A 23,735-nucleotide genomic window follows, 5' to 3' on the forward strand; every position below is an offset into this window, starting at 1 on the left:
TCCCTACCTCAGCTTCGGGTCGAGGGCGTCGCGGACGGCGTCGCCGAGCATGATGAAGGCGAGCACGGTGATCGCGAGCGCGCCGGAGGGCCAGAGCAGCATGTGCGGTGCGTTGCGCACGTAGGCGGCGGCCGAGGAGATGTCGATGCCCCAGGAGACGGTGGGCGGCTTGAGACCGACGCCGAGGAAGGAGAGCGTGGCCTCGAGCGAGATGTACGTGCCCAGCGCGATGGTCGCGACGACGATGACGGGCGCGAGGGCGTTGGGCGCGATGTGCCGGAGCAGCATGCGGTTGTTGGAGGCGCCGAGCGCGCGGGCGGCCTGCACGTAGTCGTTCTGTTTGGCCGTGATGACGGAGCCGCGGGCGATGCGGGAGAGCTGCGGCCAACCGAGGAGCACCATGAAGCCGATGACGGGCCAGACGCTGTTGCTGCTGACGACGGAGAGCAGGACGAGGCCGCCGAGGACGACGGGGATGGCGAAGAAGACGTCGGTGATCCGGGAGAGGACGCCGTCCCAGGCGCCGCCGTAGAAGCCGGCGAGCCCGCCGAGGACGGAGCCGAGGATCGTCACGCCGAGGGTGGCGAAGACGCCGACCTGGACGGAGGCCCTGGCCCCGTAGACCGTACGGGTGTAGACGTCGCAGCCCTGGCCGTTGAAGCCGAAGGGGTGGCCGGGCTGGGAGCCCTCCTGCGCCTTGGAGAGGTCGCAGTCGAGGGGGTTCCCGCTGGCGATGAGCTGCGGCCAGATGGCGATGACCACGAGGAACAGGATGATCAGGCCGGAGATGATGAAGATCGGGTTCCGGCGCAGGTCGTGCCAGGCGTCGGACCAGAGGGAGCGGGGCTTCTTGTCGGGGCCGGTGCCCTCGGGGCCGCCCGGGGTCTTCTCCAGGCTCTCCCCCTCGTCCATCGCGAGGTCGGTCCCGCCTCCGGCTCCGGTGTGGTTGATCGCGCGGCCGTCGTCGAACGGCTGAGGCTGCTCAGGCATAGCGGATCCTCGGGTCAAGGACGGCGTACAGGAGGTCGACGAGCAGGTTCGCCACCAGGAAGACCAGGACGAGGACGGTCACGAAGCCGACCACGGTCTGGGTGTTCTGGCGGAGAATGCCCTGGTAGAGCTGGTAGCCGACACCGTGGATGTTGAAGATCCGCTCGGTGACGATGGCTCCGCCCATCAGCGCGCCGACGTCGGTCCCGATGAACGTCACGACGGGGATGAGGCTGTTGCGCAGCAGGTGGCGGGTGATGACCCGGTGGCGGGGCAGGCCCTTGGCGACGGCGGTGCGGACGTAGTCGGCCCGCTTGTTCTCGGCGATCGAGGTCCGGGTGAGCCGGGTGACGTACGCGAGGGAGACCGAGGCGAGGACGAGGCCCGGGACGATCAGTTCGTTGAGCGGTGCGTCGCTGGAGACGGCCGGCTTGATCCAGCCCCACTCGACTCCGAGGAGGAGCTGGAGGATGAGGCCGGTGACGAAGGTCGGGATGGAGATGACGATCAGGGTCAGCAGCAGCACGCTGGTGTCGATGGGATGGCCGCGCTTGAGGCCGGTGAGGACGCCGAGGCTGATGCCGATGACGATCTCGAAGAAGATGGCGACGATGGTGAGGCGGATGGTGACCGGGAAGGCGCTGGCCATCAGCTCGGTGACTTCCTGGCCGTTGAAGGCGGTGCCGAAGTCGCCGGTGAAGACGTTGCCCATGTAGGTCAGGTATTGCTGCCAGACGGGCTTGTCGAGCCCGAACTCCTTTTCGAGCTGCGCCGCGGTCGCCGGGTCGCACTGGCGGTCGCCGCACAGACCGGCGATGGGGTCGCCCATCACGTTCACCATCAGGAAGATCAGCAGCGTGGCGCCGAAGAAGACCGGGATCATCTGCAGCAGTCGCCGGATCACATAACGACCCATGGGGGGCTCCGGGGGTTGGCTCCGGGTAGGGGTGGACTCCGTGGAGGAGGCGCTCCGGGAGGAGGCGCTCGGGGAGAAGGCGCTCCGGGGAGAAGGCCCTCCGGGGAAGAGCTGCTCCGGGGAGGGGCCGGCTCCGGGGAGGGCTGTGGGGAAGGCGTACGGCCCGGCGCGGTGGTGTCCGCTGGCCGGGCCGTACGCCGCCGACCTCCTACGGCGTCAGTTGACCTTGATCTGCTCGTAGACCGGAACGCTGAACGGGTTCAGCGTCACGTTGGAGACGCGCTCCGAGTAGCCGGCGCTGCCGTTCTGGTACCAGAGCGGGACGGCGCCCATGTCGTCGCGGAGGATGCCCTCGGCCTGCTGGAAGAGTCCGACGGCCTTGGGGATGTCGGACTCGGCGTTGGCCTGGTCGACCAGCTTGTCGAACTCGGGGTTGGTGTACTTGCCGTCGTTGGACGAGGCGTTGGTGTAGTACAGCGGCTGGAGGAAGTTCTGGATGAGCGGGTAGTCCATCTGCCAGCCGGCGCGGAACGGGCCCTTGAGCTTCTGCGTGGTGACCTGGTTGCGGTAGTCGGCGAAGGTGCCGATCGGGTTGCCGACGCAGGCGTTGTCGTTGCCGAGGGCGCGGTTGATGGAGTTGCAGACCGCGTCGACCCATTCCTTGTGGGAGCCGGTGTCGGCGTTGTACGAGATCTTCATCGTGCCGCCCGGGATGCCGCCGCCCTCGGCGACGAGCTTCTTCGCCTCGGCCGCGTCGTACTTGCAGAAGTCGCCGCAGACGTCCTTGAAGCCGCCTTCCTCGCCGAGGACCGGGGAGGTCCAGTCGACGGCGGGGGTGCGGGTCTTCTGGAAGATCGTCTCGGTGATCTGGTTCCGGTCGATCGCCATGGAGATGCCCTGGCGGAGCTTCTCCTGTCCGGGCTTGTTCCAGGCCGCGTCGTAGAACGGGAAGGCCAGGGTCTGGATGATGCCGGCGGGGACGTTGATGTACCGGTCGCCGAGGTCTGCGGAGACGTTCTTGAGCTGGGCGGCGGGGATGTCGTCGACGAGGTCGAGGTTTCCGGCCGTCAGGTCGGTGTAGGCGGTGTTGTTGTCGGTGTAGACCTTGAGGGTGATGCCGCCGTTCTGCGCCTTGTCGGTGCCGGGGTAGCCGTCCCACCGCTTGAGGGCCATCTCGGAGCCCTTGGTGTAGGAGTCGATGGTGTACGGGCCGTTGCCGACGGGCTTCGAGAGCCAGGCGGCGTGGTCGTCGTAGAAGGCCTTGGGGAGCGGTGAGAAGGCCGCGTAGCCCAGGGTGATGGGCCAGGTCGAGAACTTCTGGGTGAGCTTGACCGTGAAGGTCTGGGGGCCCGTGACCTTGAGGCCGGACATGGTCTCGGCCGTCGGCTCGCCCGTGTCGGGGTGGACCTTGTCGTACCCCTCGATCTGGCCGAAGAAGTAGGCGTTCTTCTGGTTGTTCTTCAGGTGGGCGCCGTAGTTCCAGGCGTCGACGAAGGACTTGGCGGTGACCGCCTCGCCGTTGGAGAAGGTCCAGCCGTCCTTGACCGTGATGGTGAAGTTGGTCGAGTCGGTGGTCTCGATCTTCTCGGCGAGCATGTCCTTGGCCTCGCCGGTCTTCGGGTCGTAGTACTTGAGCCCCCGGAAGATCATGGAGAGGACCTTGCCGCCCTGCACCTCGTTGGTGTTGGCGGGTTCCAGTGGGTTCTGCGGGTCTCCCCACGAGGAGGTCACGATGCCGTCGGCCCCTCCGCCGCCGCCGCTGTCGTCGCCGCCGCCGCAAGCGGTCGCCGCGAGGGCGACTGCTGTGGCCAGAGCGGCCCACTTGGCGTGCGTGGCTCCGCGCATGGAGTGCCTCCCATATGTCCCTAAGTGTGACTTAGGGCTCAATATGACCCGAAATCAGGAGGCGTGCATGTTGTCGGCACCCATCGGTGGACCGGACGCCCGAGGCGCGGGCATACGAGAGAGGGGCCCCGCCGAAACGGCCGGGCCCCTCTTCGCACGTCAAGACATCCGACGGGACGTCAGAGCGTCAGATCGTCATCCGGAGTGGACGACGTTCTTCTCCTCGGCGAAGTGGCACGCCGAGAAGTGCGCCGCCTGGGTGTCCTTCCCCTGGAAGACCTCCGGGATCGCGAGGACCGGAACCTCCTGGGAGCACTTGTCCTGCGCCTTCCAGCAGCGGGTGCGGAAGCTGCAGCCCGACGGCGGGTTGGCCGGCGAGGGGACGTCGCCGGTGAGGATGATCCGCTCGCGGTGCGCGCGGGCCTCCGGGTCCGGCACGGGCACCGCGGAGAGCAGCGCCTGCGTGTACGGGTGCGTCGGGTGCTCGTAGATCTGCTCGTCCGTACCGATCTCGGCCATCTTGCCGAGGTACATGACGCCGACGCGGTCCGAGATGTGCCGGACGATCGACAGGTCGTGCGCGATGAAGACGTAGGACAGGTTGTACTCGTCCTGGAGCTTCTCCATCAGGTTGATGACCTGCGCCTGGACGGAGACGTCCAGGGCCGAGACCGGCTCGTCGCAGATGATGATCTCCGGGTTGAGCGCGAGGCCTCGGGCGATGCCGATGCGCTGGCGCTGACCGCCGGAGAACTGGTGCGGGTACCGGTTGATGTACTCGGGGTTCAGACCGACGACATCGAGGAGCTCCTGCACCTTGCGGCGCCGGTCGCCCTTCGGAGCCACCTCGGGGTGGATGTCGAAGGGCTCGCCGATGATGTCGCCGACCGTCATGCGCGGGTTCAGCGAGGTGTACGGGTCCTGGAACACCATCTGGATGTTGCGGCGGACGGCCTTCAGCGCGCGCCCGGACAGCTTGGTGATGTCCTGGCCCTTGTAGAAGACCTCGCCGGCGGTGGCCTTCTCCAGGTTCATCAGGAGCTTGGCGACCGTGGACTTGCCACAGCCGGACTCGCCCACGATGCCGAGGGTCTCGCCCTGGTGGAGGTCGAAGGAGACCCCGTCCACGGCCTTGACCGCGCCGACCTGGCGCTTGAACAGGATGCCCTGCGTCAGCGGGAAGTGCTTCTTCAGGTTGCGCACCTGGAGGATCGGCTCGCCACGGCCGACAGGGGCCTCGACAGCGGCGGCCACGGCCTCGTCGTTCTTGCTGAGCTCAGCCATGGATCGTCTCCTTCCAGAAGTGGCAGGCGCTGCCGCGACCCGGGAGATCCGTGCCGTCCTGCTCGGTGACCGGCACGAGGGCCGGAATGTCCGTACGGCAGACGTCGTCCGCCTTCGGGCAGCGCGGGTTGAAGGCGCAGCCCGACGGGATCTTGAGCAGGTTCGGCGGCAGGCCCTTGATCGCGTACAGCTCCTGGCCCTTCTGGTCCAGGCGCGGGATCGACTCGAGGAGCCCCTTGGTGTAGGGGTGGGCCGGGCGCTTGTACAGCTCGTGCACCGGCGCCTGCTCGACGATCCGGCCCGCGTACATCACGGCGATCTTGTCCGCGACGTCGGCGACGACGCCGAGGTCGTGGGTGATCAGGATCAGACCCATGTTGTACTCGCGCTGGAGCTCCGCGAGGAGGTCCATCACCTGGGCCTGAACGGTCACGTCGAGCGCCGTGGTGGGCTCGTCCGCGATGATCAGGTCCGGCTCCAGGGCGAGCGCCATCGCGATCATGATGCGCTGGCGCATACCGCCGGAGAACTGGTGCGGGTAGTCGTTGACGCGAGCGGCGGCGGCCGGGATCTTCACCCGGTCCATCAGCTCGATCGCCTTGACCTTGGCCTCCTTCTTGGAGAGGCCCTGGTGCACCCGGAACATCTCGCCGAGCTGGTAGCCGACGCTGAGCACGGGGTTGAGCGAGGAGAGCGCGTCCTGGAAGATCATCGCGATCTTGCTGCCGCGCACCTTGCGGTGCTCCTCGTCGGACATCTTGAGCATGTCCTGACCACGGAAGACGATCTCTCCCTTGGTCACGAACCCCGGCGGGGTGTCGAGGATGCCCATGATGGCCTGAGCGGTCACGGACTTGCCGGAACCGGACTCGCCGAGGACGGCCAGGGTCTCGCCGGCCTTGACGGAGTACGAGACACCGTTCACGGCCTTCGCGACACCCTCACGGGTGCGGAACTCCACGTGGAGGTCGCGCACGTCGAGGAGCGGACCGTCGAAGGTCGCGCCGTCACGCGGCGCGGGAACGCTCGCGGTCTTGTCGATGGTGGTCACTGCGTTCGTCCTTACTCTCAGCGCAGCTTCGGGTCGAAGGCGTCACGGACCGCGTCGCCGAGCATGATGAAGGCGAGGACCGTGATGGTGAGCATTCCGGACGGGAACAGCAGCGGGTGCAGACCCTGCGAGATACGTCCCTGCGCCTCGGAGATCATCACGCCCCAGGAGATGGCCGGGGGCCTGATGCCGATACCCAGGAAGCTCAGGGTTGCTTCGGCGCCGATGACGGCACCCAGCGAGATCGTGGCGACCACGATGAGCGGGGTGATCGAGTTCGGCAGTACGTGACGGAACATCATCCGCGAGGTGGAAGCACCGAGCGAGCGAGCGGCGGCCACGTAGTCGGCCTGCTTGACCTGCATGACGGCGCCTCGCATGACGCGGGCCATGGACATCCAGCCGACCACGCTCAGCGTCAGGACCACGGCCATCACGCCGGCGTTGCGCATGCCCTTCTCGTCACGGAAGTTGTTCAGGATGACGATCGCGGCGAGCAGCAGCGGCAGTCCGAAGAAGACGTTGGTGACGAACGAGAGGAGGGCGTCCGTCCACTTGCCGAAGAAGCCACCGAGAACACCGACGAGACCGCCGATGATCAGGGAGAAGATGGTCGTCAGCACACCCACGATGATCGAGTTGCGGGTGCCGTAGATGGTCTGCGAGTAGACGTCGCAGCCCTGGAAGTTGTAGCCGAACCAGGCGCTGCCGCTCGGACCCTCCATCGAGTGCTTCAGGTCGCACGCGAGCGGGTCGACGCTCGTGAAGAGGGTCGGGAAGGTCGCGATGGTCAGGATCGCGAGGATCAGGACCCCCGAGACGATGAACATCGGACGGCGGATCAGGTCCCGGAGGGCGTCCTGGGCAAGGCTGCGCGTCTTGTCCTGCTTGGCGGACACGTCGGGCATGACGGTCCCGGCCATGCCCTCGGCAAAGGCCTCTTCGGGCGACTTGGTCGTGTTACTCATAGCGAATCCTCGGGTCCAGCACGGCGTACAGCATGTCCACGACGAGTGCGGTGATCAGGTAGACCAGCACCAGCAGGCTGACGAATCCGACGACGGCCGGACCGTCCTCCACGTTCAGCGAGCTGAACAGCTGGAAGCCCACGCCGGGGATGTTGAAGATGCCCTCGGTGACGATCGCGCCGCCCATGAGGGTGCCGAGGTCGGCGCCCAGGTAGGTGACCACGGGGATCAGCGAGTTGCGCAGCACGTGGATGCCGATGACCCGGCTCTTCGGCAGGCCCTTGGCCTTCGCGGTCCGGATGTAGTCGGCGCGGAGGTTCTCCGCGACCGAGGCCCGTGCGAGGCGCGCGATATAGGCGAGCGACACCGAGCCGAGCACCATACCCGGAAGCATGTAGCTGATGAATCCGTCGTCGGTACCGGCGACGGGGAACAGTCCCCATTCCTGTCCCAGGAAGGTCTGGCCGACATTGCCGAGCACGAAGATCGGGATGGCGATGACGGTCAGGGTGGAGACGAGCACCAGGTTGTCGATGAAGCTGCCGCGGCGCATGCCCGCGAGCACACCGGCGACGACGCCGATGACGAGCTCGAAGACGAAGGCCACACCGGCGACCTTCAGCGTCTCCGGCCAAGCCTCGACGAGGAGCTCGGAGATGGGCCGGCCTTGGGCGATGGACTCGCCGAAGTCGCCCTGGAGCAGCCCACTGAAGTAGTACCAGTAGCGGACGAAGAACGGCTCGTCCAGGTGGTACTGAGCGGTGAGCGTCGCTCTGATGTTGTCGGGTACGGGCTTCTCGCCGTACAGGTTCTGGATGGGATCGCCACCCATCTGCGTGACGAGAAAGTAGACGATCAACGTGGTGCCGATGAAGACGGGCACCATCTGAAGGATTCGTCGGATGACGAACCGGCCCATGGATCCTCCTCGCGAGAAGCGGCGGGGGCTGGTGTGCCGGCCCCCGCCGCCGTTCTCGACTCTTAAAAGTGGGTCAGATGCCTGAGGCCGTTAGGCCTTGGAGATCTTGGTGACGTCGACCCGGTTGAAGAGGTCCATCTCGACGTTCGACACGTTCTTGCTGTGCGCGAACACGTTCTTGCCGAAGCGGAGCGGGATCACGGGCATGTCCTGGACGAGGACGTCCTCGGCCTGCTGCCACAGCTTGATGGCCTCGGCGGACGTCTTCGCGGCGCGGCCGTCCTCGACCAGCTTGTCGAACTTCTTGTTGCTGTAGCCGTAGTAGTTCGAGGAACCACCGGTGGTGAACAGCGGGCCGAGGTAGTTCTCCATGGACGGGTAGTCCATGATCCAGCCCATGCGGAACATGCCGGAGAACTTCTTCTGCTCGACCTGGGTCAGCAGCTCGGCGAACTGCGGGACGGCCTGGCCGACGCACTCGACGCCGAGGTTCTTCTTGACCTGGTTGCAGGTGGCGTCCACCCACTCCTTGTGACCGCCATCGCCGTTGTAGCCGATGTTGATCTTGTTGCCCTCGATGCCGCCGGCCTTCGCGAGGAGAGCCTTGGCAGCCGCCGGGTCGAACTTGCAGGAGTCACCGCAGGTGTTGTCGCGGTAGCCGCCGACGACCGGGGAGACGAACGAACGGGCCGGGGACTGCGAGTCGTTGAGGATCACCTTGGTGATCTCTTCGCGGTCGATGGCCATCGAGATCGCCTTGCGGACCTCGGGCTTCGAGTACTTCTTGTCGTACGTCGGGAACGACACGAACTGGAAGGTCGAGGCCGGGGAGGACTTGAAGCGCTCACCGAACTGCTTCGGGGCGTTCGCGAGCTCGGAGCTCGGAACCTGCGGGATGACGTCCAGGGCGCCGGCGACGACGTCCTTATACATCGTCTCCTGCTTCTGGTAGATCTTGTACGTCACCGAGTCCACGAGCGGCTTGTTGGTGCCCGTGTAGTCAGGGTTCTTGACGACCTTGATCGACTTGTTGTGGTCCCACTTGCCCTCGATCTTGAAGGCACCCTGGCCGATCGGAGCCTGCTCGTACGCCTTGATGTTGGCGATCGCGGCGTCCGGCAGCGGGTAGAACACGGTGTAGCCGAGGACGGTCTTGTAGTCGGCGAAGGGCTTCGCCAGCTTGACCGTGAAGGTGGTCTCGTCGACGACCTTCAGACCCGAGAGCTCCTTGGCGGTCGGCTCGGGGGCCTTCTTCGGGCCCTCCTCGCCGTCCGGGTCCGCCGGGTTGAGGGCGTCGTAGCCGTCAATGGTGGCGAAGAAGTAGTTGCCGTCGGCCGCGTTCGGGCCGTAGGCGCCCCAGTTCCAGCCCTGGACGTAGCTCTTGGCGGTCACCGGGGTGCCGTCGTGGAACTTCTGGCCCGGCTTGATCTTGATGGTCCACGTCAGGTTGTCGGTCGTGGTGACCGACTCCGCCGCGTCCTCGACCGGCTGGTTCTTGGCGTCGTAGCTGACGAGCGGACGGAACAGCGCGTCCAGCACCTGCGAGCCCTCGGACTCGGTCGTCGTCTGCGGGATGAGGCGCTTCGGCTCGGAGATACCGACGCTCACCGCGCCGCCGGCCTTGGCCTTGCCCTCACCCTCCTCCGCCTTGTCCTTGCCGCCACAGGCGGTTGCTGCCAGGGCGACGACGATCGCGCCCGCTACCCACTTGGCGCTCTTGGCACCACGCATGGGTTCCTCCTCATGAGTCCACTTGTCACTACGAGAGGGGCTTACGGAGCGGACCGACACCCCTGACGGTCCGGGACTCCAGTGCCCCGAGTGTGCTCGTGAGTCGGCACTCCCCACAGTGCGTGACCCATTGACCCGAGCTCAATGGAGCCAACTATTAAGTACGTCCGGGCTGTAAACCACACTTAAGTGGTCTCGGTTTGACAACATCACCAAGCCGTGGGTGACCGAAATCCGGACAAAGCGAGCACAGACAGACACACCCGAAACGGACTGTTAACACACGTACCGGAGAGCGACGTTCGAAATCCGGACGTCTCGCAGGGAAATCGGTTTGACTCGGCCGGGCGATCGATCCCGGCCTCCAGGGCCGTCGCTCCCAGCCTCCAGGGCCGTCGCTCCCAGCCTCCCGAGCCGTCGGTCCCGGCTCCCCCGAGCCGTCGGTCCCGGCTCCCCCGGGCCGGTGATCCCGGCCCCATGCTTGCCCACGCCGGGCCACGGCAACTCCCCAACACGCCTGCGAAGCTCAGAAGTTGCTCAAAACTGTGTCCTATGTCTCGGTCGAGCCGCAAGACTCCCCTCCGACCCGCTGACCACGGGTCGCACAGCCGCTCCGACGGGGCGGCACTACACGAGGGGAACATCATGCGCAACAAGTTCACGGCGGGCCTCGTCACCACCTGTCTGTCGGCGGCCACGCTGGCCCTGCTGCCCGCCGGCAACGCGCAGGCCGCCGAGATGATGTGCAGCCCGGGATCCATCAAGTACACGTGGTCCACCGTCAGCAAGGCGCCGGTCGTCACCCACCGCAAGGCCATCGAGCACTACACCGGCGGCGTCGTGACCAAGACCGTCAGCGCCTCGTCCGTCACCAGCATCACGGCCTCCGTCACCGCCACCTCCGGTGTCGAGGTCAGCGGCAGCGTCGCGATGGCCAGCCTCAGCGGCAAGGTCGGCCTCGAGCTGAAGGCCGAGGGGTCGAAGACCAAGACCACGGCCGAGTCCATCACTCACCGGCTGTCCTCCCGCGGCAAGTACGTCCTGTACGCGGGCACCGTCAAGACCCAGGGCTACTACACCCAGTTCCGCTGCGACCGCGGCACCCGCTGGGTGAACACCGGTAACTACGGCAAGGCGATCAGCTTCACCGTGGCCACCGAGGGCGGCCTCAAGTGCGGCACCACCGTCCCGGCCGGCAGCCTCGCCGCGTACGCCAAGCGCTACTGCTGACCACGGCGCGCCGGGCCGACCACCCGACGCGTCGAGCCGGACCGACCATCCGGCGACAGGGGGATGCACCACCGGCAGGGGGAAAGCACAGCACCACAAGGCGGGGGACGCCTCGCCGCACGCACGTCAGCACATGAGCACGTAGGCACATGAGCACATCAGCACGCACGCCGAACGCCCGGCCGGGAATCTCCGGCCGGGCGTTCGGCGTGGACGCTCAGGGCGCCGCCCCTACGGGAGATCCCGCAGAGGCGGCTTCACCGGCTGGTGGGCCGGATCAGGCGTTCTTGGCGCGGGAGGTCGCACGACCACGCGCGTTCTGGTCGAGGATGACCTTGCGGATACGCACGGCCTCCGGGGTCACCTCGACGCACTCGTCGTCGCGGCAGAACTCCAGGGACTGCTCCAGGGAGAGCTTCCGCGGCGGGACGATCGCCTCGAAGGAGTCGGCCGAGGAGGAGCGCATGTTGGTGAGCTTCTTCTCCTTGGTGATGTTCACGTCCATGTCGTCGGAGCGGGAGTTCTCGCCGACGATCATGCCCTCGTACACCTCGGTGCCGGGGTCGGTGAACAGGACGCCGCGCTCCTGGAGGTTCGTCATCGCGAAGGCGGTGACGGCACCGGCGCGGTCGGCGACCAGCGAACCGTTGTTACGGGTCGTCAGCGTGCCGAACCAGGGCTCGTGACCCTCGTGGATCGAGTGGGCGATGCCCGTACCGCGGGTGTTGGTCAGGAACTCCGTACGGAAGCCGATGAGGCCACGGGACGGAACGACGAACTCCATGCGGACCCAGCCGGAGCCGTGGTTCGACATGTTGTCCATGCGGCCCTTGCGGACGCCCATGAGCTGCGTGACGGCGCCCATGTGCTCCTCGGGGACGTCGACCGTGAGGCGCTCGACGGGCTCGTGGACCTTGCCGTCGACGAGCTTGGTGACGACCTGCGGCTTGCCGATGGTCAGCTCGAAGCCCTCGCGGCGCATCTGCTCGACCAGGATGGCGAGCGCGAGCTCACCACGGCCCTGGACCTCCCAGGCGTCCGGGCGCTCGGTGTCGAGGACGCGGAGCGAGACGTTACCGATCAGCTCGCGGTCCAGACGGTCCTTGACCTGGCGGGCGGTGACCTTGCGGTTCTTGACCGCGGCCTTGGCGTCCGCGCCCTTGCCCGTGCCACCGCGGCCGACGAGCGGCGAGGTGTTGGTGCCGATGGTCATGGAGATGGCCGGCTGGTCGACCGTGATCAGCGGAAGCGCGATCGGGTTCTCCGGGTCGGCCAGGGTCTCGCCGATCATGATGTCGGGGATGCCGGCGACGGCGCAGATGTCACCGGGGCCCGCGACCTCGGCCGGCTTGCGGGTGAGCGCCTCGGTCATCATCAGCTCGGTGATGCGGACGTTGGAGATCGTGCCGTCACGCTTGATCCACGCGACCGTCTGGCCCTTGCGCAGCTCGCCCTGCTCGACGCGGAGGAGCGCGATACGGCCGAGGAAGTTGTCGGCGTCCAGGTTGGTGACGTGGGCCTGGAGCGGCGCCTCCTCGTCGTACACCGGGGCCGGGACGTGCTCCAGGATCGCGGAGAAGAACGGCTCCAGGTTGTCGCTGTCCGCGGGAACGGTACCGTTCTCCGGCTTGGTCAGCGAGGCGATGCCGTCACGGCCGCAGGCGTAGACGATCGGGAACTCGATCTGGTCCTCGTCCGCGTCCAGGTCGAGGAAGAGGTCGTAGGTCTCGTTGACGACCTCGTCGATCCGGGAGTCCGGGCGGTCCGTCTTGTTGATGCAGAGGATGACGGGCTTGCGCTGCTGGAGCGCCTTGCGCAGCACGAAGCGGGTCTGCGGGAGCGGACCCTCGGAGGCGTCCACGAGGAGGACGACCGCGTCGACCATCGACAGACCGCGCTCGACCTCGCCACCGAAGTCGGCGTGGCCGGGGGTGTCGATGATGTTGATCGTGATCGGGGCCCCGCCGTCCTTGGGGTGATACTTCACCGCCGTGTTCTTGGCGAGGATCGTGATGCCCTTCTCACGCTCCAGGTCGTTCGAGTCCATCATGCGGTCGTCGAGCTGCTGGTGGGCGGCGAAGGCACCGGCCTGCTTGAGCATGGCGTCGACGATGGTCGTCTTGCCATGGTCGACGTGGGCGACGATGGCGACGTTACGGATGTCGTGGCGCGTGGGCATGGGTGCTTGCGCTTCTCTCGGATCGTGGGATGCGGCGTCAATTCCTCTTACGCCCGCCGGGCGGACGCGCCACGGCTATGTCCTATGGTACGGGGCAGCCGCGCAAGGGGCTTCCCCGCCCGGATCCGAGAGGGTCTACTGGGAACTTTCGGTGTGTGCCCGGTGGCGTGGGGGACGCCCCGGGCACCTCGGTAGGACAGTGGACTGGCCGGGTCACGCGGCCGACGCGATCCTGCCCGCCGGGATCACCGGCGGGCAAGGAAATTGAGCTGCTTCTGAGGTTGTGACCAGCGGTTTCGGTGCCTTTGGAGCTTTCAGCGGTTTCGCTCTGCTCCGTTGGAGGATTCGGGCTTCTTGAAGCCGATGTCCTCGTAGCGGGGTGCGGCGAGGCCCCAGGCTCCCGCGTTCACGATCTCCGCCTTCGCCGCGACGAGCTGCGGACGCTGGTAGAGCGGGATGGAACCGGCCGCGGCCCAGATCCGGGCGTCGGCCTGGCGGACGAGCTCGCGGGCCTCCTCCTCGTCGAGCGTCCCGGCCGCCTGGTCGAAGAGCTGGTCGATGCGGTCGGTGCCGACCCGCGAGTAGTTCTGCTCGACGAGCAGCGAGCCGTCCGAGGCGGGCTCGGGCTTGGCGAAGATGGGCCGGGCGTCGGTCGCCGGGAAGGCGGAGGCCGGCCAGGAGTAGAGCGCCAGGTCGTATTCGCCCGCGGCGACGTGGTCCTTGAAGAAGCTGTCGTCCGCGACCTTGGTGACCTGCGTACGGATCCCCACCGCGTCGAGCATCCGGACGATCCGGTCGCCGACGGCGCGCAGCGACTCCGAGCCGGGCCCGGAGGGCAGGACGAAGCGGAGGCTGAGCGCCTTGCCGTCCTTGCCGAGGACCTGGGACGCCTCGGGCGCGGTGACGGGGGCCGCGGTGCCGCGCGGGGCGTAGGCCCCGGCCACTCCCCGGTCCGGCTTGGTGACCGAGTGGGCGGCGCGGCCGGGTCCCGTGCCGGTGTCGAGCGCCTCGGCGCGGGCGAGGAGCGCGGCGCTCTGGCGGGCGGCGGCGGGGGCCGGGGCGAGGATGTCGGTGCCGTTCTCGGGGCCGGCGGCGCCGATGACGGGGGCGGGGAGGGCCTTGCGGGCGCCCGGCTTGTCGTCGCCGACGATGTAGAGGCCCTCGTCGGACGCGGTGTCCGCCTTCTTCTTGGCGTCGGTGGAGGAGGTGTCGGCCTTCGCGCCGGACTGCCCCTTCTCCTTCTCCTTCCCCTTGCTCTCCTTGTTCCCCTTCTTGTCCTTCTCCGCCTCGCTCCCGGCCTCGGCACCGTCCTTCGCGCCGGCCGGCTTCTTGACCGCCCCGCCCGGGACCCAGCCCGCGTCGGCGAGGAGTGCCCGCGCCTCCTTGGTGTCCTGGTCGCCGAGCGCGTCGCTGCTGTCCGCGTACGCCGCCTGCCCGGCGAGGGCCAGGTGGCTGCCGGGGGGCGTCGCCGGGAGGCCGAGGGGCTTGAGTACGGATTCGGCCAGTTCCTGGCGGTCGATGGCGCGGGCCACGGCCCGGCGTACCCGCTCGTCGGCGAGCGCGCCGGACTCGCCGTTCAGCGACAGCTGGGTGTAGGCGGGCTCCAGGGACTTGCGGACGACGAAGCCGGCGAGGACGTCCTGCTCCTTCGCGTACCGGGTGACGGCCTGCTGGTTCTTCTGGCGGGCGGCCTGGACCTCCTCCGCCTTCTCCTCGTCGGAGCCGTGGGCGAGGGCCCAGGACTTCAGGGCCTTGGAGGGGGTGATCGCCGAGCCGGGGCCGTGGGCGAGGGCCGCCTGCGCGCCGTTCCTGCCCGCGCGTGCGTCCTTGAGCGCGAGGGCGATCCGCTCGGCCGTGGAGCGGTCGATCTCGGCCAGGTCGAGCTTGCCCGCGGCGAGGGCGGTGGCCCGGTCGGCGCGGGGGACGGCCTTGAGGACGAGGCTGTCGAGCTTGGCGGACTGACCCCACCAGCGGGGGTTGCGGGCCAGGGTGACGTCGCCGCTCTTGCGGTCGATCGTCTTCAGCAGAAACGGTCCTGCAGTGGCTTTGAGGGTGGTGCGCGCCCCGTCGTTGAAGGAGTTCGGGGACCCCATGACCTGCTTGGGGTAGAGCGGGGTGAAGAGGGACTTCCAGTCGGCGTAGGGCTTGGAGAAGGTGACCCGTACCTCCAGGTCGTCCTTGCCCCGCTCGATCTTCTCGATCCGCTCGTAGCCGGAGTTGCGGGCGGTCCAGTACGCGGTGTCGCGGCCGCTCAGCGCCCGCCACTGGGCCACGAAGTCGGGGGCCCCGATCTCGCGCCCGTCGCTCCACACCGCCTGCTGGTGCAGCTTGTAGAGGACGACCTGCTTGGGCTCGGTCTCGACGACCTGCGCGGACTCCAGGTAGTCCGGGTTCAGCTGCGGCCGGCCCCGCCCGTCGAGCGTGTAGAGGGAGGGGAGCACGGCCCCGGCGATGCGGGCCGTGGTGCCGTCGGCGTCGGCCTGGAAGGTGTTCAGGGTGGTGGGCAGCGCGTCGACGGCCCAGCGGAGGGTGCCCCCGTCGGCCACCTTGTCGCGTGCCGCGGGGGCGTTGTCCTGCGCGGCGGCCGGGGCCTCGTCGGCCCCGTCGGAGCTGCAGCCGGCGAGCACGGTGACGGCGAGGACCGCACTGGTGAGGGTGGCGACGGAGCGGAGCGTGCGGGAGCGGGGGCTCCTGGAGCATGTCCTCCCGCGAGGGGCGCCGAACTGGGACATGACTTGTACCCCTTCGTCCAGATTTATTCCATTTGGAGATGATCAGACCTATTGCTCATACACTGAAAAGGACGGAGCGGATCCGGCCACGGCGACACGGCGGCACGTCCGGGAAACCCCACTCGTGCGGCCCAACCCGCCGGAGACCGGGGCGCTCCGGACGAGTGGAATCACGTACGCACGGCTTCACAAGCGGGATGTGACGCGCGACACTCGCGTGTGACCCGCGCTCGCGGAAGTGAGGGCAACCATGTCCGTTCAGGACGATCTGGCGGCCGTCAAGCGTCGCCTGCAAGACCTGGAGAGCACGGTCGAAGAGCTGGAACGCCGCGTCGGGACGGAGCGGGGCGCGCCCCGGCCGCCGTCCGGGGACCGCTCCGAGAGCCTGGTGACCATCCCCGACACCCCGTACGACTCCGGGCTGTGGACGGACACCGACGACGAGGGACTGGGAGCACGCGACCGCCACGCGCCGTAGAGCCGAGGAGGCCCTGTTGGCCACAGGTACAGAACCCCCGACGAGCCACAGATCTGCGACGGGGGTGCGCTCCCCGGGGCGCGCCGCCATCGCCGCCCGCCATCTACGGACCGACCGGTGGTGGCTCTCGCCGGCCGCCACCGCCGCCGGACTGCTCGCCTTCGTCGCGTACTCGACCTGGCGGGCCTTCGCCGCCGCCGACTACTACGCGGCCCCCTACGTCTCGCCGTTCTACTCGCCCTGTCTGGCGTCGAACTGCGTCCCCATGAAGGGCGGGCCGAACTGGGAGATCTTCGGCAGCTGGTGGGGCCTCTCCCCCGCCCTGCTGATCCTGATCTTCCCGCTCGGCTTCCGGCTGACCTGCTACTACTACCGCAAGGCGTACTACCGGGGCTTCTGGGCGTCTCCCCCGGCCTGCGCGGTCGCCGAGCCGCACCGGACGTACACGGGCGAGACCCGCTTCCCGCTGCTCCTGCAGAACCTCCACCGGTACTTCTTCTACGCGGCGGTGCCGGTCGCCGGCATCCTCACGTACGACACCGTGCTGACCTTCCGCGACGCCTCGTACGCCTGGGGGCACGCCGGGCTCGGGACGCTGATCTTCCTCGTGAACATCGCGCTCATCTGGGCGTACACCCTGTCCTGCCACTCCTGCCGGCACGTCGTCGGCGGCCGGCTGCGGCACTTCTCGAAGCACCCCGTCCGCTACCGGCTGTGGACCTGGACCGGACGGCTGAACCGGCGGCACATGCAGCTCGCGTGGGCCTCGCTGATCAGCGTCGCCGTGTGTGACCTGTACGTGTACCTGCTCGCGACCGGCACCTTCGACGACCCGAGGTTCTTCTGACGTGAGGTTCTTCTGAGATGGCAGTGGTGGAACGACAGCAGTGGGACGTGGTCGTGGTCGGGGCCGGCGGGGCCGGGCTGCGGGCCGCGATCGAGGCGCGCCGGGCGGGCGCCCGTACCGCCGTGATCTGCAAATCCCTCTTCGGCAAGGCCCACACCGTCATGGCCGAGGGCGGAATCGCCGCCTCCATGGCCAACGCCAACGAGCACGACGACTGGAAGACGCACTTCCGCGACACCATGCGCGGCGGGAAGTTCCTCAACCAGTGGCGGATGGCCGAGCTGCACGCCCAGGAGGCTCCGGACCGGGTCTGGGAGCTGGAGACCTGGGGCGCGCTCTTCGACCGGACCGCGGACGGCCGGATCTCGCAGCGCAACTTCGGCGGGCACGAGTACCCGCGGCTCGCGCACGTCGGCGACCGGACCGGCCTCGAACTCATCCGGACCCTCCAGCAGCGGATCGTCGGCCTCCAGCAGGAGGACCACCGCGAGACCGGCGACCACGAGGCGCGGCTGAAGGTCTTCCAGGAGTTCACCGTCACCCGGATCCTGAAGGGCGCGGACGGCCAGGTCGCCGGGGTCTTCTGCTACGAGCGCGAGAGCGGCCGCTTCCTCGTCCTGGAGGCGCCCTCGGTCGTCCTCGCGACCGGCGGCATCGGCAAGTCCTTCAAGGTGACCTCGAACTCCTGGGAGTACACGGGCGACGGCCACGCGCTGGCCCTGCTCGCGGGCGCGCCGCTGGTGAACATGGAGTTCGTGCAGTTCCATCCGACGGGGATGGTCTGGCCGCCGTCGGTGAAGGGGATCCTCGTCACCGAGTCCGTACGCGGCGACGGCGGGGTGCTGCGGAACTCCGAGGGCCGGCGGTTCATGTTCGACTACGTCCCCGACGTCTTCAAGGAGAAGTACGCGCAGACGGAGGAGGAGGGCGACCGCTGGTACGAGGACCCGGACAACAACCGGCGCCCGCCCGAGCTGCTGCCCCGTGACGAGGTGGCGCGGGCCATCAACTCCGAGGTGAAGGCGGGCCGCGGCTCGCCGCACGGCGGGGTGTTCCTCGACGTGTCGACGCGGATGCCGGCCGAGGTGATCCGGCGGCGGCTGCCCTCGATGTACCACCAGTTCAAGGAGCTGGCCGATGTCGACATCACGGCGGAGGCCATGGAGGTCGGGCCGACCTGCCACTACGTGATGGGCGGTGTGGCGGTCGACTCCGAGACGGCGGCCACGGTCGGCGTGCCGGGGCTCTTCGCGGCCGGCGAGGTGGCGGGCGGCATGCACGGCTCCAACCGGCTCGGCGGCAACTCGCTCTCCGACCTGCTCGTCTTCGGCCGGCGGGCCGGGCTCTACGCGGCGCAGTACGCGGTGTCCGGGGCCGGCTCCAGTGTCGTGGCGGACGACATCGAGGCCGCGGCGGCGGAGGCCCTCGCGCCGTTCGGCGGGCCGTCGGGCGGCACGCCGGAGAACCCGTACACCCTCCACCAGGAGCTCCAGCAGACGATGAACGACCTCGTCGGGATCATCAGGCGGGAGGGCGAGATGGCCGAGGCCCTGGAGCGGATCGCCGCCCTGCGGGAGCGGGCACGGCGGATCGCCGTCGAGGGGCACCGGCAGTTCAATCCGGGCTGGCACCTCGCCCTCGACCTGCGGAACATGCTCCTCGTCGGCGAGTGCGTGGCCCGGGCCGCCCTGGAGCGCACCGAGTCCCGGGGCGGGCACACCCGGGAGGACCACCCCGCGATGGTGCGGGAGTGGCGCCCGGTGAACCTGCTGTGCCACGCCGAGGGCGAGGGCATCGGGCTCGAACGCGTCCGCACCGAGCCGATCCGGGCGGACCTGCTCGCCCTCTTCGAGCAGGAGGAGCTGGCGAAGTACCTCGCGGACGCGGAGCTGGAAGGGGAGCTGGGCCGATGAGTACGAGTACGTACGACGCGCGGTTCCGGGTGTGGCGGGGCGACACCGACGGCGGCGGACTGACCGACTACACGGTCGAGGTGCACGACGGGGAGGTCGTCCTCGACGTCGTCCACCGCCTCCAGGCCACCCAGGCGCCGGACCTCGCCGTGCGCTGGAACTGCAAGGCGGGCAAGTGCGGTTCGTGCTCGGCCGAGATCAACGGCCGGCCCCGGCTGCTCTGCATGACCCGGATGTCGGTCTTCGCTCGGGACGAGGTGATCACCGTGACCCCGATGCGTGCCTTCCCGATCGTCCGCGACCTGGTCACGGACGTCTCCTTCAACTACACGAAGGCGCGGGAGATCCCGGCCTTCGTGCCGCCGCCCGGGGTCGGGCCCGGCGAGTACCGGATGCGGCAGGAGGACGTGGACCGCTCACAGGAGTTCAGGAAGTGCATCGAGTGCTTCCTGTGCCAGGACACCTGCCACGTGGTGCGTGACCACGAGGAGAACAAGGAGGCCTTCGCCGGGCCCCGCTTCCTCATGCGGGTCGCGGAGCTCGACATGCACCCGCTGGACGCGGCGGAGGAAGCGGGCATCGACCGGCGGCGGAGCGCGCAGGAGGAGCACGGGCTCGGCTACTGCAACATCACCAAGTGCTGCACGGAGGTGTGTCCGGAGTCCATCCGGATCACCGACAACGCGCTGATCCCGCTGAAGGAGCGGGTCGTGGACCGGAAGTACGACCCGCTGGTGTGGCTGGGCAACACGATCAGGCGGCGAAGGCCCTGACGTCAGGCCACCGCGCCCGCGCTCCATCGGCCGAGTACGGGTTCGGCGAGGGTGCGGGCGGGGCGGCACAGCGTCTGGCCGTGGCGCGTGAACAGCTCGTCGCGCGAGTCGAAGGCTGCACGAGCCGCGGCCGAGCCGCAGCGTCCGGGACACGCGGCGCCGGTCCTCCACGGAGTACACCGGCCTGACGGTCGGGACGATGATCCCGTGGGCCGTCCGGAGCCGGTCGCGCGCCGTGACCGCGCCCCGCTCGTCCGCCTCCCGGAGGACCCTCGCCACGAAGGCGACGACCCGCGGGTGCTCCAGGTCCAGGATCGGCGTGGGCCGGGTGGACCCGGTGGACCCGGTGGACTCTGGCGTGAGGCCGGGGCCCCTGCCCGCACCGGCGGTCCTGACGGGCATCAGCAGGCGGCTGGTCATGACGCACTCCCCCCTGGGCGCGGCCGCACAACGGGCCGACGGCCTCATCCTCCTCCTCGGGGAGGCGCCGTGCGCGCCCGGGGGCGGGTCAGTGCCAGCCCTCCCGGTAGGCCGTCCAGTCCCCTTCCTCCGCGGCGAAGTCGACGTACAGCGCGACACCGAACCGCTGACGGTCGTGGTCCGTGCGCCCGAGGCCGAGTCGCGTGCCGCGGATCGCGGCGGCGACGGTCTCCGCGTTCTCGTGGTGGCCGAGGTCGTCCTCGTGGAAGAAGGGGAGCCCCATCAGCAGGTCGGTGGATTCGGGCGTCACCTCGAGGGCGAGGCTCGTCTGCTGGGCGACGTAGCCGCCGTACAGGCCTTCCAGCGGCATCCAGGTGTCGTACGACATGACGGCGATCTGGTCCACGCGGCGGGCCACCTGCCCGAAGAACTCCTGCGACCACCACTTCTCCTTGCCGGTGATCACGCTGTTCACCGAGTGGGCGGCGGGTACCGGGTCGATCTGGTGGGCGGCGACCGAGAGCGGCACCTTCCGGGCGCGGGTCAGCTCCCCCAGGTCGTCGAGGAGCGACAGGTAGTTCGCGTCGTCGGAGAGCAGCGGCTCCAGGTCGAAGTGGACCCCGTCGAAGCCGGCGTCCAGGATCTGCCGGGCCGAGGTGACCACGGCCGCCCGGGACCCGGCCTTGTCCAGGCGCAGTCCGTTCGACCCCTCGGTGACGAGGACGTCGCCCAGCCACGCCTGCACGCGTATGCCGGGCATCGTGCGGTGCACCGCGTCTATCAGCCACTTCGCCCGGGGGTACTTGGCCGCCGGCAGGGTGCCGTCGTGCCGCAGCGGTCCGGCGTGGACGTACAGGTCGCGGATGCCGGTGCCCTTGATCCGGGTCGCGAAGGCCGCGAGGTCGGCGTCCTTCTTCCGTCCGTCGACCCAGGCGTGGCCGAGCCAGATGGCGTCCTTGCCCCGGGTCCGCGCGTCCTCCCTGACGTCGCCCGTGAAGTTGAGGCGCAGCGCGACCGCTCCCGTGACCAGGGGCACGACGAGCACCAGGACGAGCCCGAGGACGAACCAGCGTCCCCGCCTCCAGATGCCCTTCAACCGTCCGTTCACGCGAGCCCCCCAAGAGCCGTCGTATCACTCATGCCGCTGTTGCCACCGTAGAGGCGACCACAGACAGTGACGCCGGACGGCTTCGAACGGTTTCCGGATGGCATCGGTCCGTTCGGCCCCGTCGGCCGGTCGGCCCTGTCGGTCCGTTCGGCCCCGTCGGCCCGGTCGCGGAGCTGCATAGCGGGACATAACCTCCCCTTTGTGACGCGAATAGCCACCCGAGCCCTTCTCGCGGTACTGGTGGCGGCGTGGTGGCTCCTCGTGCCCGCCGTTCACGGTGCCCACGCCGACGACCCCGTCGTCCTGTCCCGCGAGGGGCAGATCACCGACCGCGTGGGGGCACTCGGCGATCGCCGCGCCTCCGTGGTCCAGGCCCTCGACCGCCTCTACGACGACCGGCGCGTGCAGCTCTTCGTCGTGTACGTACGGGACTTCTCCGGGAGCCCGGCGCAGAGCTGGGCCGACGCCACCGCGGAGCGCAACGGTCTCGGCGTCGAGGACCTGCTGCTCGCCGTCGCCACCCACGACCGGCAGTACGGCTACTCGGCCGACCCGGCCTCACGCTTCACCCAGGACCAGTTGGACGACGTGGCCAGGACCGCGATCGAACCGGCCCTGCGGCAGAACGACTGGGCGGGCGCCGCCATCGGCGCGGCCGACGGCTACGGCGCCGTCCTCGCCGGCCTGCCCGTCCCCGTTCCTGACATCACCCCCGGGCCCGCCGACCCCGGCGGCCCGGCCGACCAGGGCACCTCGGCCACCGATCTGGTCCTGCCGGTGGTGCTGGTCGGCGGCGCGGGTGCCGTGGCGGCCTACGCGTACACCAAGCGGCGCAAGCGGGCCGAGACCCGCACGACTCCGCAGGGCGGTCAGGGCTGGGGGCGGCCGAGGGAGCCCGCGCCGCCGTCCCTGGAGGAACTCGACGGGCAGGCGCGGCTGACGCTGGTCGCCACCGACGACGCGGTCCGCACCAGCAAGGAGGAGCTCGGCTTCGCGACCGCCCAGTTCGGCGAGGAGGCGGTCCGGCCCTTCACCGAGGCGGTCGCCTTCGCCAAGGAGCAGCTGACGGCTTCGTTCCGGCTGCGGCAGAAGCTCGACGACTCCTTTCCCGAGGACGACCAGACCCGCCGGGGCATGCTCGACGAGATCCTCCGGCGCTGCGGTGAGGCGGACGCCCGGCTCGACGCCGAGAGCGAGGCCTTCGACCGGCTCCGGGATCTGGAGCGGACCGCTCCCGAGGCGCTGGCCACGGTCGAGGCCGCCTTCCGCGAGCGGACCGGGCGCATGGGCCTGGCCGAGGCGGCGCTGACCGCGATGCGCGAGCGGTACGCGGACTCGGCCGCGGCCCCGGTCGCGGGCGACATCGAGCAGGCGAAGGACCGGCTCGTGTTCGCGACGACCCACATCAACCAGGCGCGCCAGCAGATCGACGCGGGAGACAACGGCGGGGCCGCGGTGCACATCCGGGCGGCCGAGGGCGCGGTGGACCAGGCGGCCCGGCTCGTCGAGGCCGTGGACCGACGGGCGCAGGAGCTGGCCGAGGCGGTGGGCAAGCTGCCGGGCGCGCTGTCCGAGACGGACGCGGATCTCGCGGATGCCCGCGGCCTGTTGAAGGGCACCGCCGAAGGGGTCTCCACCGCCGACCTCCAGGGCCGGATCGCCCGGGCCGAGTCGGTGGTCGCCGAGGTGCGGCGCGGGGTGGAGGCCGGGCGGTACGACCCGATCGACGCGCTGCGCCGGGTCCAGGAGGCCGATGCGGCCCTCGACGAGTCGTTGGAGGGCGCACGCGAGCGCGAGTCGGGCACTCGGCGCGCCCGCGCGCTCCTCGATCAGGCGATGCTGACGGCCCGGTCGACGATCGGAGCGGCCGCCGACTACATCACCACGCATCGGGGCGCCGTGGGCTCCGAGGCCCGTACGCGCCTGGCCGAGGCCCAGCGCCACTGGGAGAAGGCGCGGGTCCTCGCCGGTGCCGAGGACCCGCAGGCCGCCCTCGCGGAGGCCCAGCGGGCGGACGCGCTGGCCCGGCGTGCGCAGGAGCTCGCCGAGCAGGACGTCCGGACGTATGGGAACCCGAACGGCCTGGGCGGTGTAACAGGGGTGGGAGGAAGTGGTGGCGGCGGGCTCGGCGGGGCCGTGCTCGGCGGCATCATCCTCGGCGGACTGTTCGGCGGGGGAAGGGGAGGCGGACATGGGGGCTTCGGTGGCGGTTCGGGGCGGGGTGGCGGGGGTTTCGGGGGCGGAGGTTTCGGCGGCGGGCCCGGCAGCTTCGGCGGCAGCGGCACGCGCGGCCGGCTGGGCGGAGGCGGCCGGTTCTGAGGACCGCACGTTCCGCGTCCCGTTTTCTGTCC

General features: G+C 69.2%; 17 protein-coding genes. 6 read left to right on the forward strand and 11 right to left on the reverse strand.

The features are described 5' to 3' along the window. Nucleotides 1–3: 3 nt before the first annotated feature. The 8 genes from DEJ46_RS13490 to DEJ46_RS13525 form a co-directional block, all read right to left on the reverse strand. Nucleotides 4–990 carry an ABC transporter permease gene (locus DEJ46_RS13490; RefSeq protein ID WP_150266386.1) on the reverse strand — a complete coding sequence of 329 codons (987 nt, stop codon included), beginning with the start codon at nt 988–990 and terminating at the stop codon, nt 4–6. Continuing rightward, nucleotides 983–1,906, reverse strand: coding sequence for an ABC transporter permease (locus DEJ46_RS13495; protein ID WP_150266388.1), 924 nt, complete (start codon nt 1,904–1,906; stop codon nt 983–985). Before DEJ46_RS13495 ends, DEJ46_RS13490 begins: the two co-directional genes overlap by 8 nt. Nucleotides 1,907–2,122: 216 nt before the next feature. Further along, entirely contained in the window at nt 2,123–3,751 is a 1,629-nt protein-coding gene (locus tag DEJ46_RS13500) for an ABC transporter substrate-binding protein (protein ID WP_150266391.1), read from the reverse strand. 195 nt (nt 3,752–3,946) lie between these two features. Beyond that, nucleotides 3,947–5,035 carry an ABC transporter ATP-binding protein gene (locus DEJ46_RS13505; RefSeq protein ID WP_150266393.1) on the reverse strand — a complete coding sequence of 363 codons (1,089 nt, stop codon included), beginning with the start codon at nt 5,033–5,035 and terminating at the stop codon, nt 3,947–3,949. Further along, entirely contained in the window at nt 5,028–6,086 is a 1,059-nt protein-coding gene (locus DEJ46_RS13510) for an ABC transporter ATP-binding protein (protein WP_150266394.1), read from the reverse strand. Before DEJ46_RS13510 ends, DEJ46_RS13505 begins: the two co-directional genes overlap by 8 nt. A 17-nt stretch (nt 6,087–6,103) precedes the next feature. After that, nucleotides 6,104–7,054 (reverse strand): ABC transporter permease, encoded by a 951-nt coding sequence (locus DEJ46_RS13515; protein WP_150266396.1) that lies wholly within the window; start codon nt 7,052–7,054, stop codon nt 6,104–6,106. Further along, complete coding sequence (locus tag DEJ46_RS13520) at nt 7,047–7,973, reverse strand: ABC transporter permease (protein ID WP_150266398.1); 927 nt, start codon at nt 7,971–7,973, stop codon at nt 7,047–7,049. The genes DEJ46_RS13515 and DEJ46_RS13520 overlap by 8 nt, the downstream gene beginning before the upstream one ends. Before the next feature lie 90 nt (nt 7,974–8,063). Further along, nucleotides 8,064–9,704 (reverse strand): ABC transporter substrate-binding protein, encoded by a 1,641-nt coding sequence (locus tag DEJ46_RS13525; protein WP_150266400.1) that lies wholly within the window; start codon nt 9,702–9,704, stop codon nt 8,064–8,066. Nucleotides 9,705–10,349: 645 nt separating this feature from the next. Between DEJ46_RS13525 and DEJ46_RS13530 the strand changes: the two genes are divergently transcribed. Then, nucleotides 10,350–10,934 carry a hypothetical protein gene (locus tag DEJ46_RS13530; RefSeq protein WP_150266402.1) on the forward strand — a complete coding sequence of 195 codons (585 nt, stop codon included), beginning with the start codon at nt 10,350–10,352 and terminating at the stop codon, nt 10,932–10,934. A 277-nt stretch (nt 10,935–11,211) separates the two neighbouring features. Here the strand turns inward: DEJ46_RS13530 and typA are convergent, their stop codons facing one another. Next, nucleotides 11,212–13,113, reverse strand: coding sequence for a translational GTPase TypA (gene typA, locus DEJ46_RS13535; protein WP_150266404.1), 1,902 nt, complete (start codon nt 13,111–13,113; stop codon nt 11,212–11,214). Nucleotides 13,114–13,427: 314 nt separating this feature from the next. Beyond that, nucleotides 13,428–15,845 carry an ABC transporter family substrate-binding protein gene (locus DEJ46_RS13540; RefSeq protein WP_150266406.1) on the reverse strand — a complete coding sequence of 806 codons (2,418 nt, stop codon included), beginning with the start codon at nt 15,843–15,845 and terminating at the stop codon, nt 13,428–13,430. A 250-nt stretch (nt 15,846–16,095) separates the two neighbouring features. Between DEJ46_RS13540 and DEJ46_RS13545 the strand changes: the two genes are divergently transcribed. Genes DEJ46_RS13545 through DEJ46_RS13560 form a run of 4 tightly spaced genes read left to right on the forward strand, consistent with a single transcriptional unit; the run spans nt 16,096 to nt 19,856 of the window. Beyond that, nucleotides 16,096–16,323, forward strand: coding sequence for a hypothetical protein (locus DEJ46_RS13545; protein ID WP_150266408.1), 228 nt, complete (start codon nt 16,096–16,098; stop codon nt 16,321–16,323). A gap of 16 nt (nt 16,324–16,339) precedes the next feature. Further along, nucleotides 16,340–17,170: a hypothetical protein gene (locus DEJ46_RS13550; RefSeq protein WP_150266410.1), complete on the forward strand. Its 831-nt coding sequence runs from the start codon at nt 16,340–16,342 to the stop codon at nt 17,168–17,170. Nucleotides 17,171–17,187: 17 nt separating this feature from the next. After that, nucleotides 17,188–19,083 (forward strand): fumarate reductase/succinate dehydrogenase flavoprotein subunit, encoded by a 1,896-nt coding sequence (locus DEJ46_RS13555; RefSeq protein ID WP_150266412.1) that lies wholly within the window; start codon nt 17,188–17,190, stop codon nt 19,081–19,083. Then, nucleotides 19,080–19,856, forward strand: a complete 777-nt coding sequence (locus DEJ46_RS13560) for a succinate dehydrogenase/fumarate reductase iron-sulfur subunit (protein ID WP_150266413.1) — start codon at nt 19,080–19,082, stop codon at nt 19,854–19,856. Before DEJ46_RS13555 ends, DEJ46_RS13560 begins: the two co-directional genes overlap by 4 nt. 508 nt (nt 19,857–20,364) lie before the next feature. Here the strand turns inward: DEJ46_RS13560 and DEJ46_RS13570 are convergent. Beyond that, nucleotides 20,365–21,384 carry a hypothetical protein gene (locus DEJ46_RS13570; protein ID WP_223834610.1) on the reverse strand — a complete coding sequence of 340 codons (1,020 nt, stop codon included), beginning with the start codon at nt 21,382–21,384 and terminating at the stop codon, nt 20,365–20,367. 201 nt (nt 21,385–21,585) lie between these two features. On the opposite strand from DEJ46_RS13570, the gene DEJ46_RS13575 reads away from it, so the two are divergent. Continuing rightward, nucleotides 21,586–23,703, forward strand: a complete 2,118-nt coding sequence (locus DEJ46_RS13575) for a TPM domain-containing protein (RefSeq protein WP_150266415.1) — start codon at nt 21,586–21,588, stop codon at nt 23,701–23,703. Nucleotides 23,704–23,735 lie beyond the last annotated feature (32 nt).

The organism is Streptomyces venezuelae, from assembly GCF_008642375.1.
Taxonomy (GTDB): Bacteria; Actinomycetota; Actinomycetes; order Streptomycetales; family Streptomycetaceae; genus Streptomyces; species Streptomyces venezuelae_G.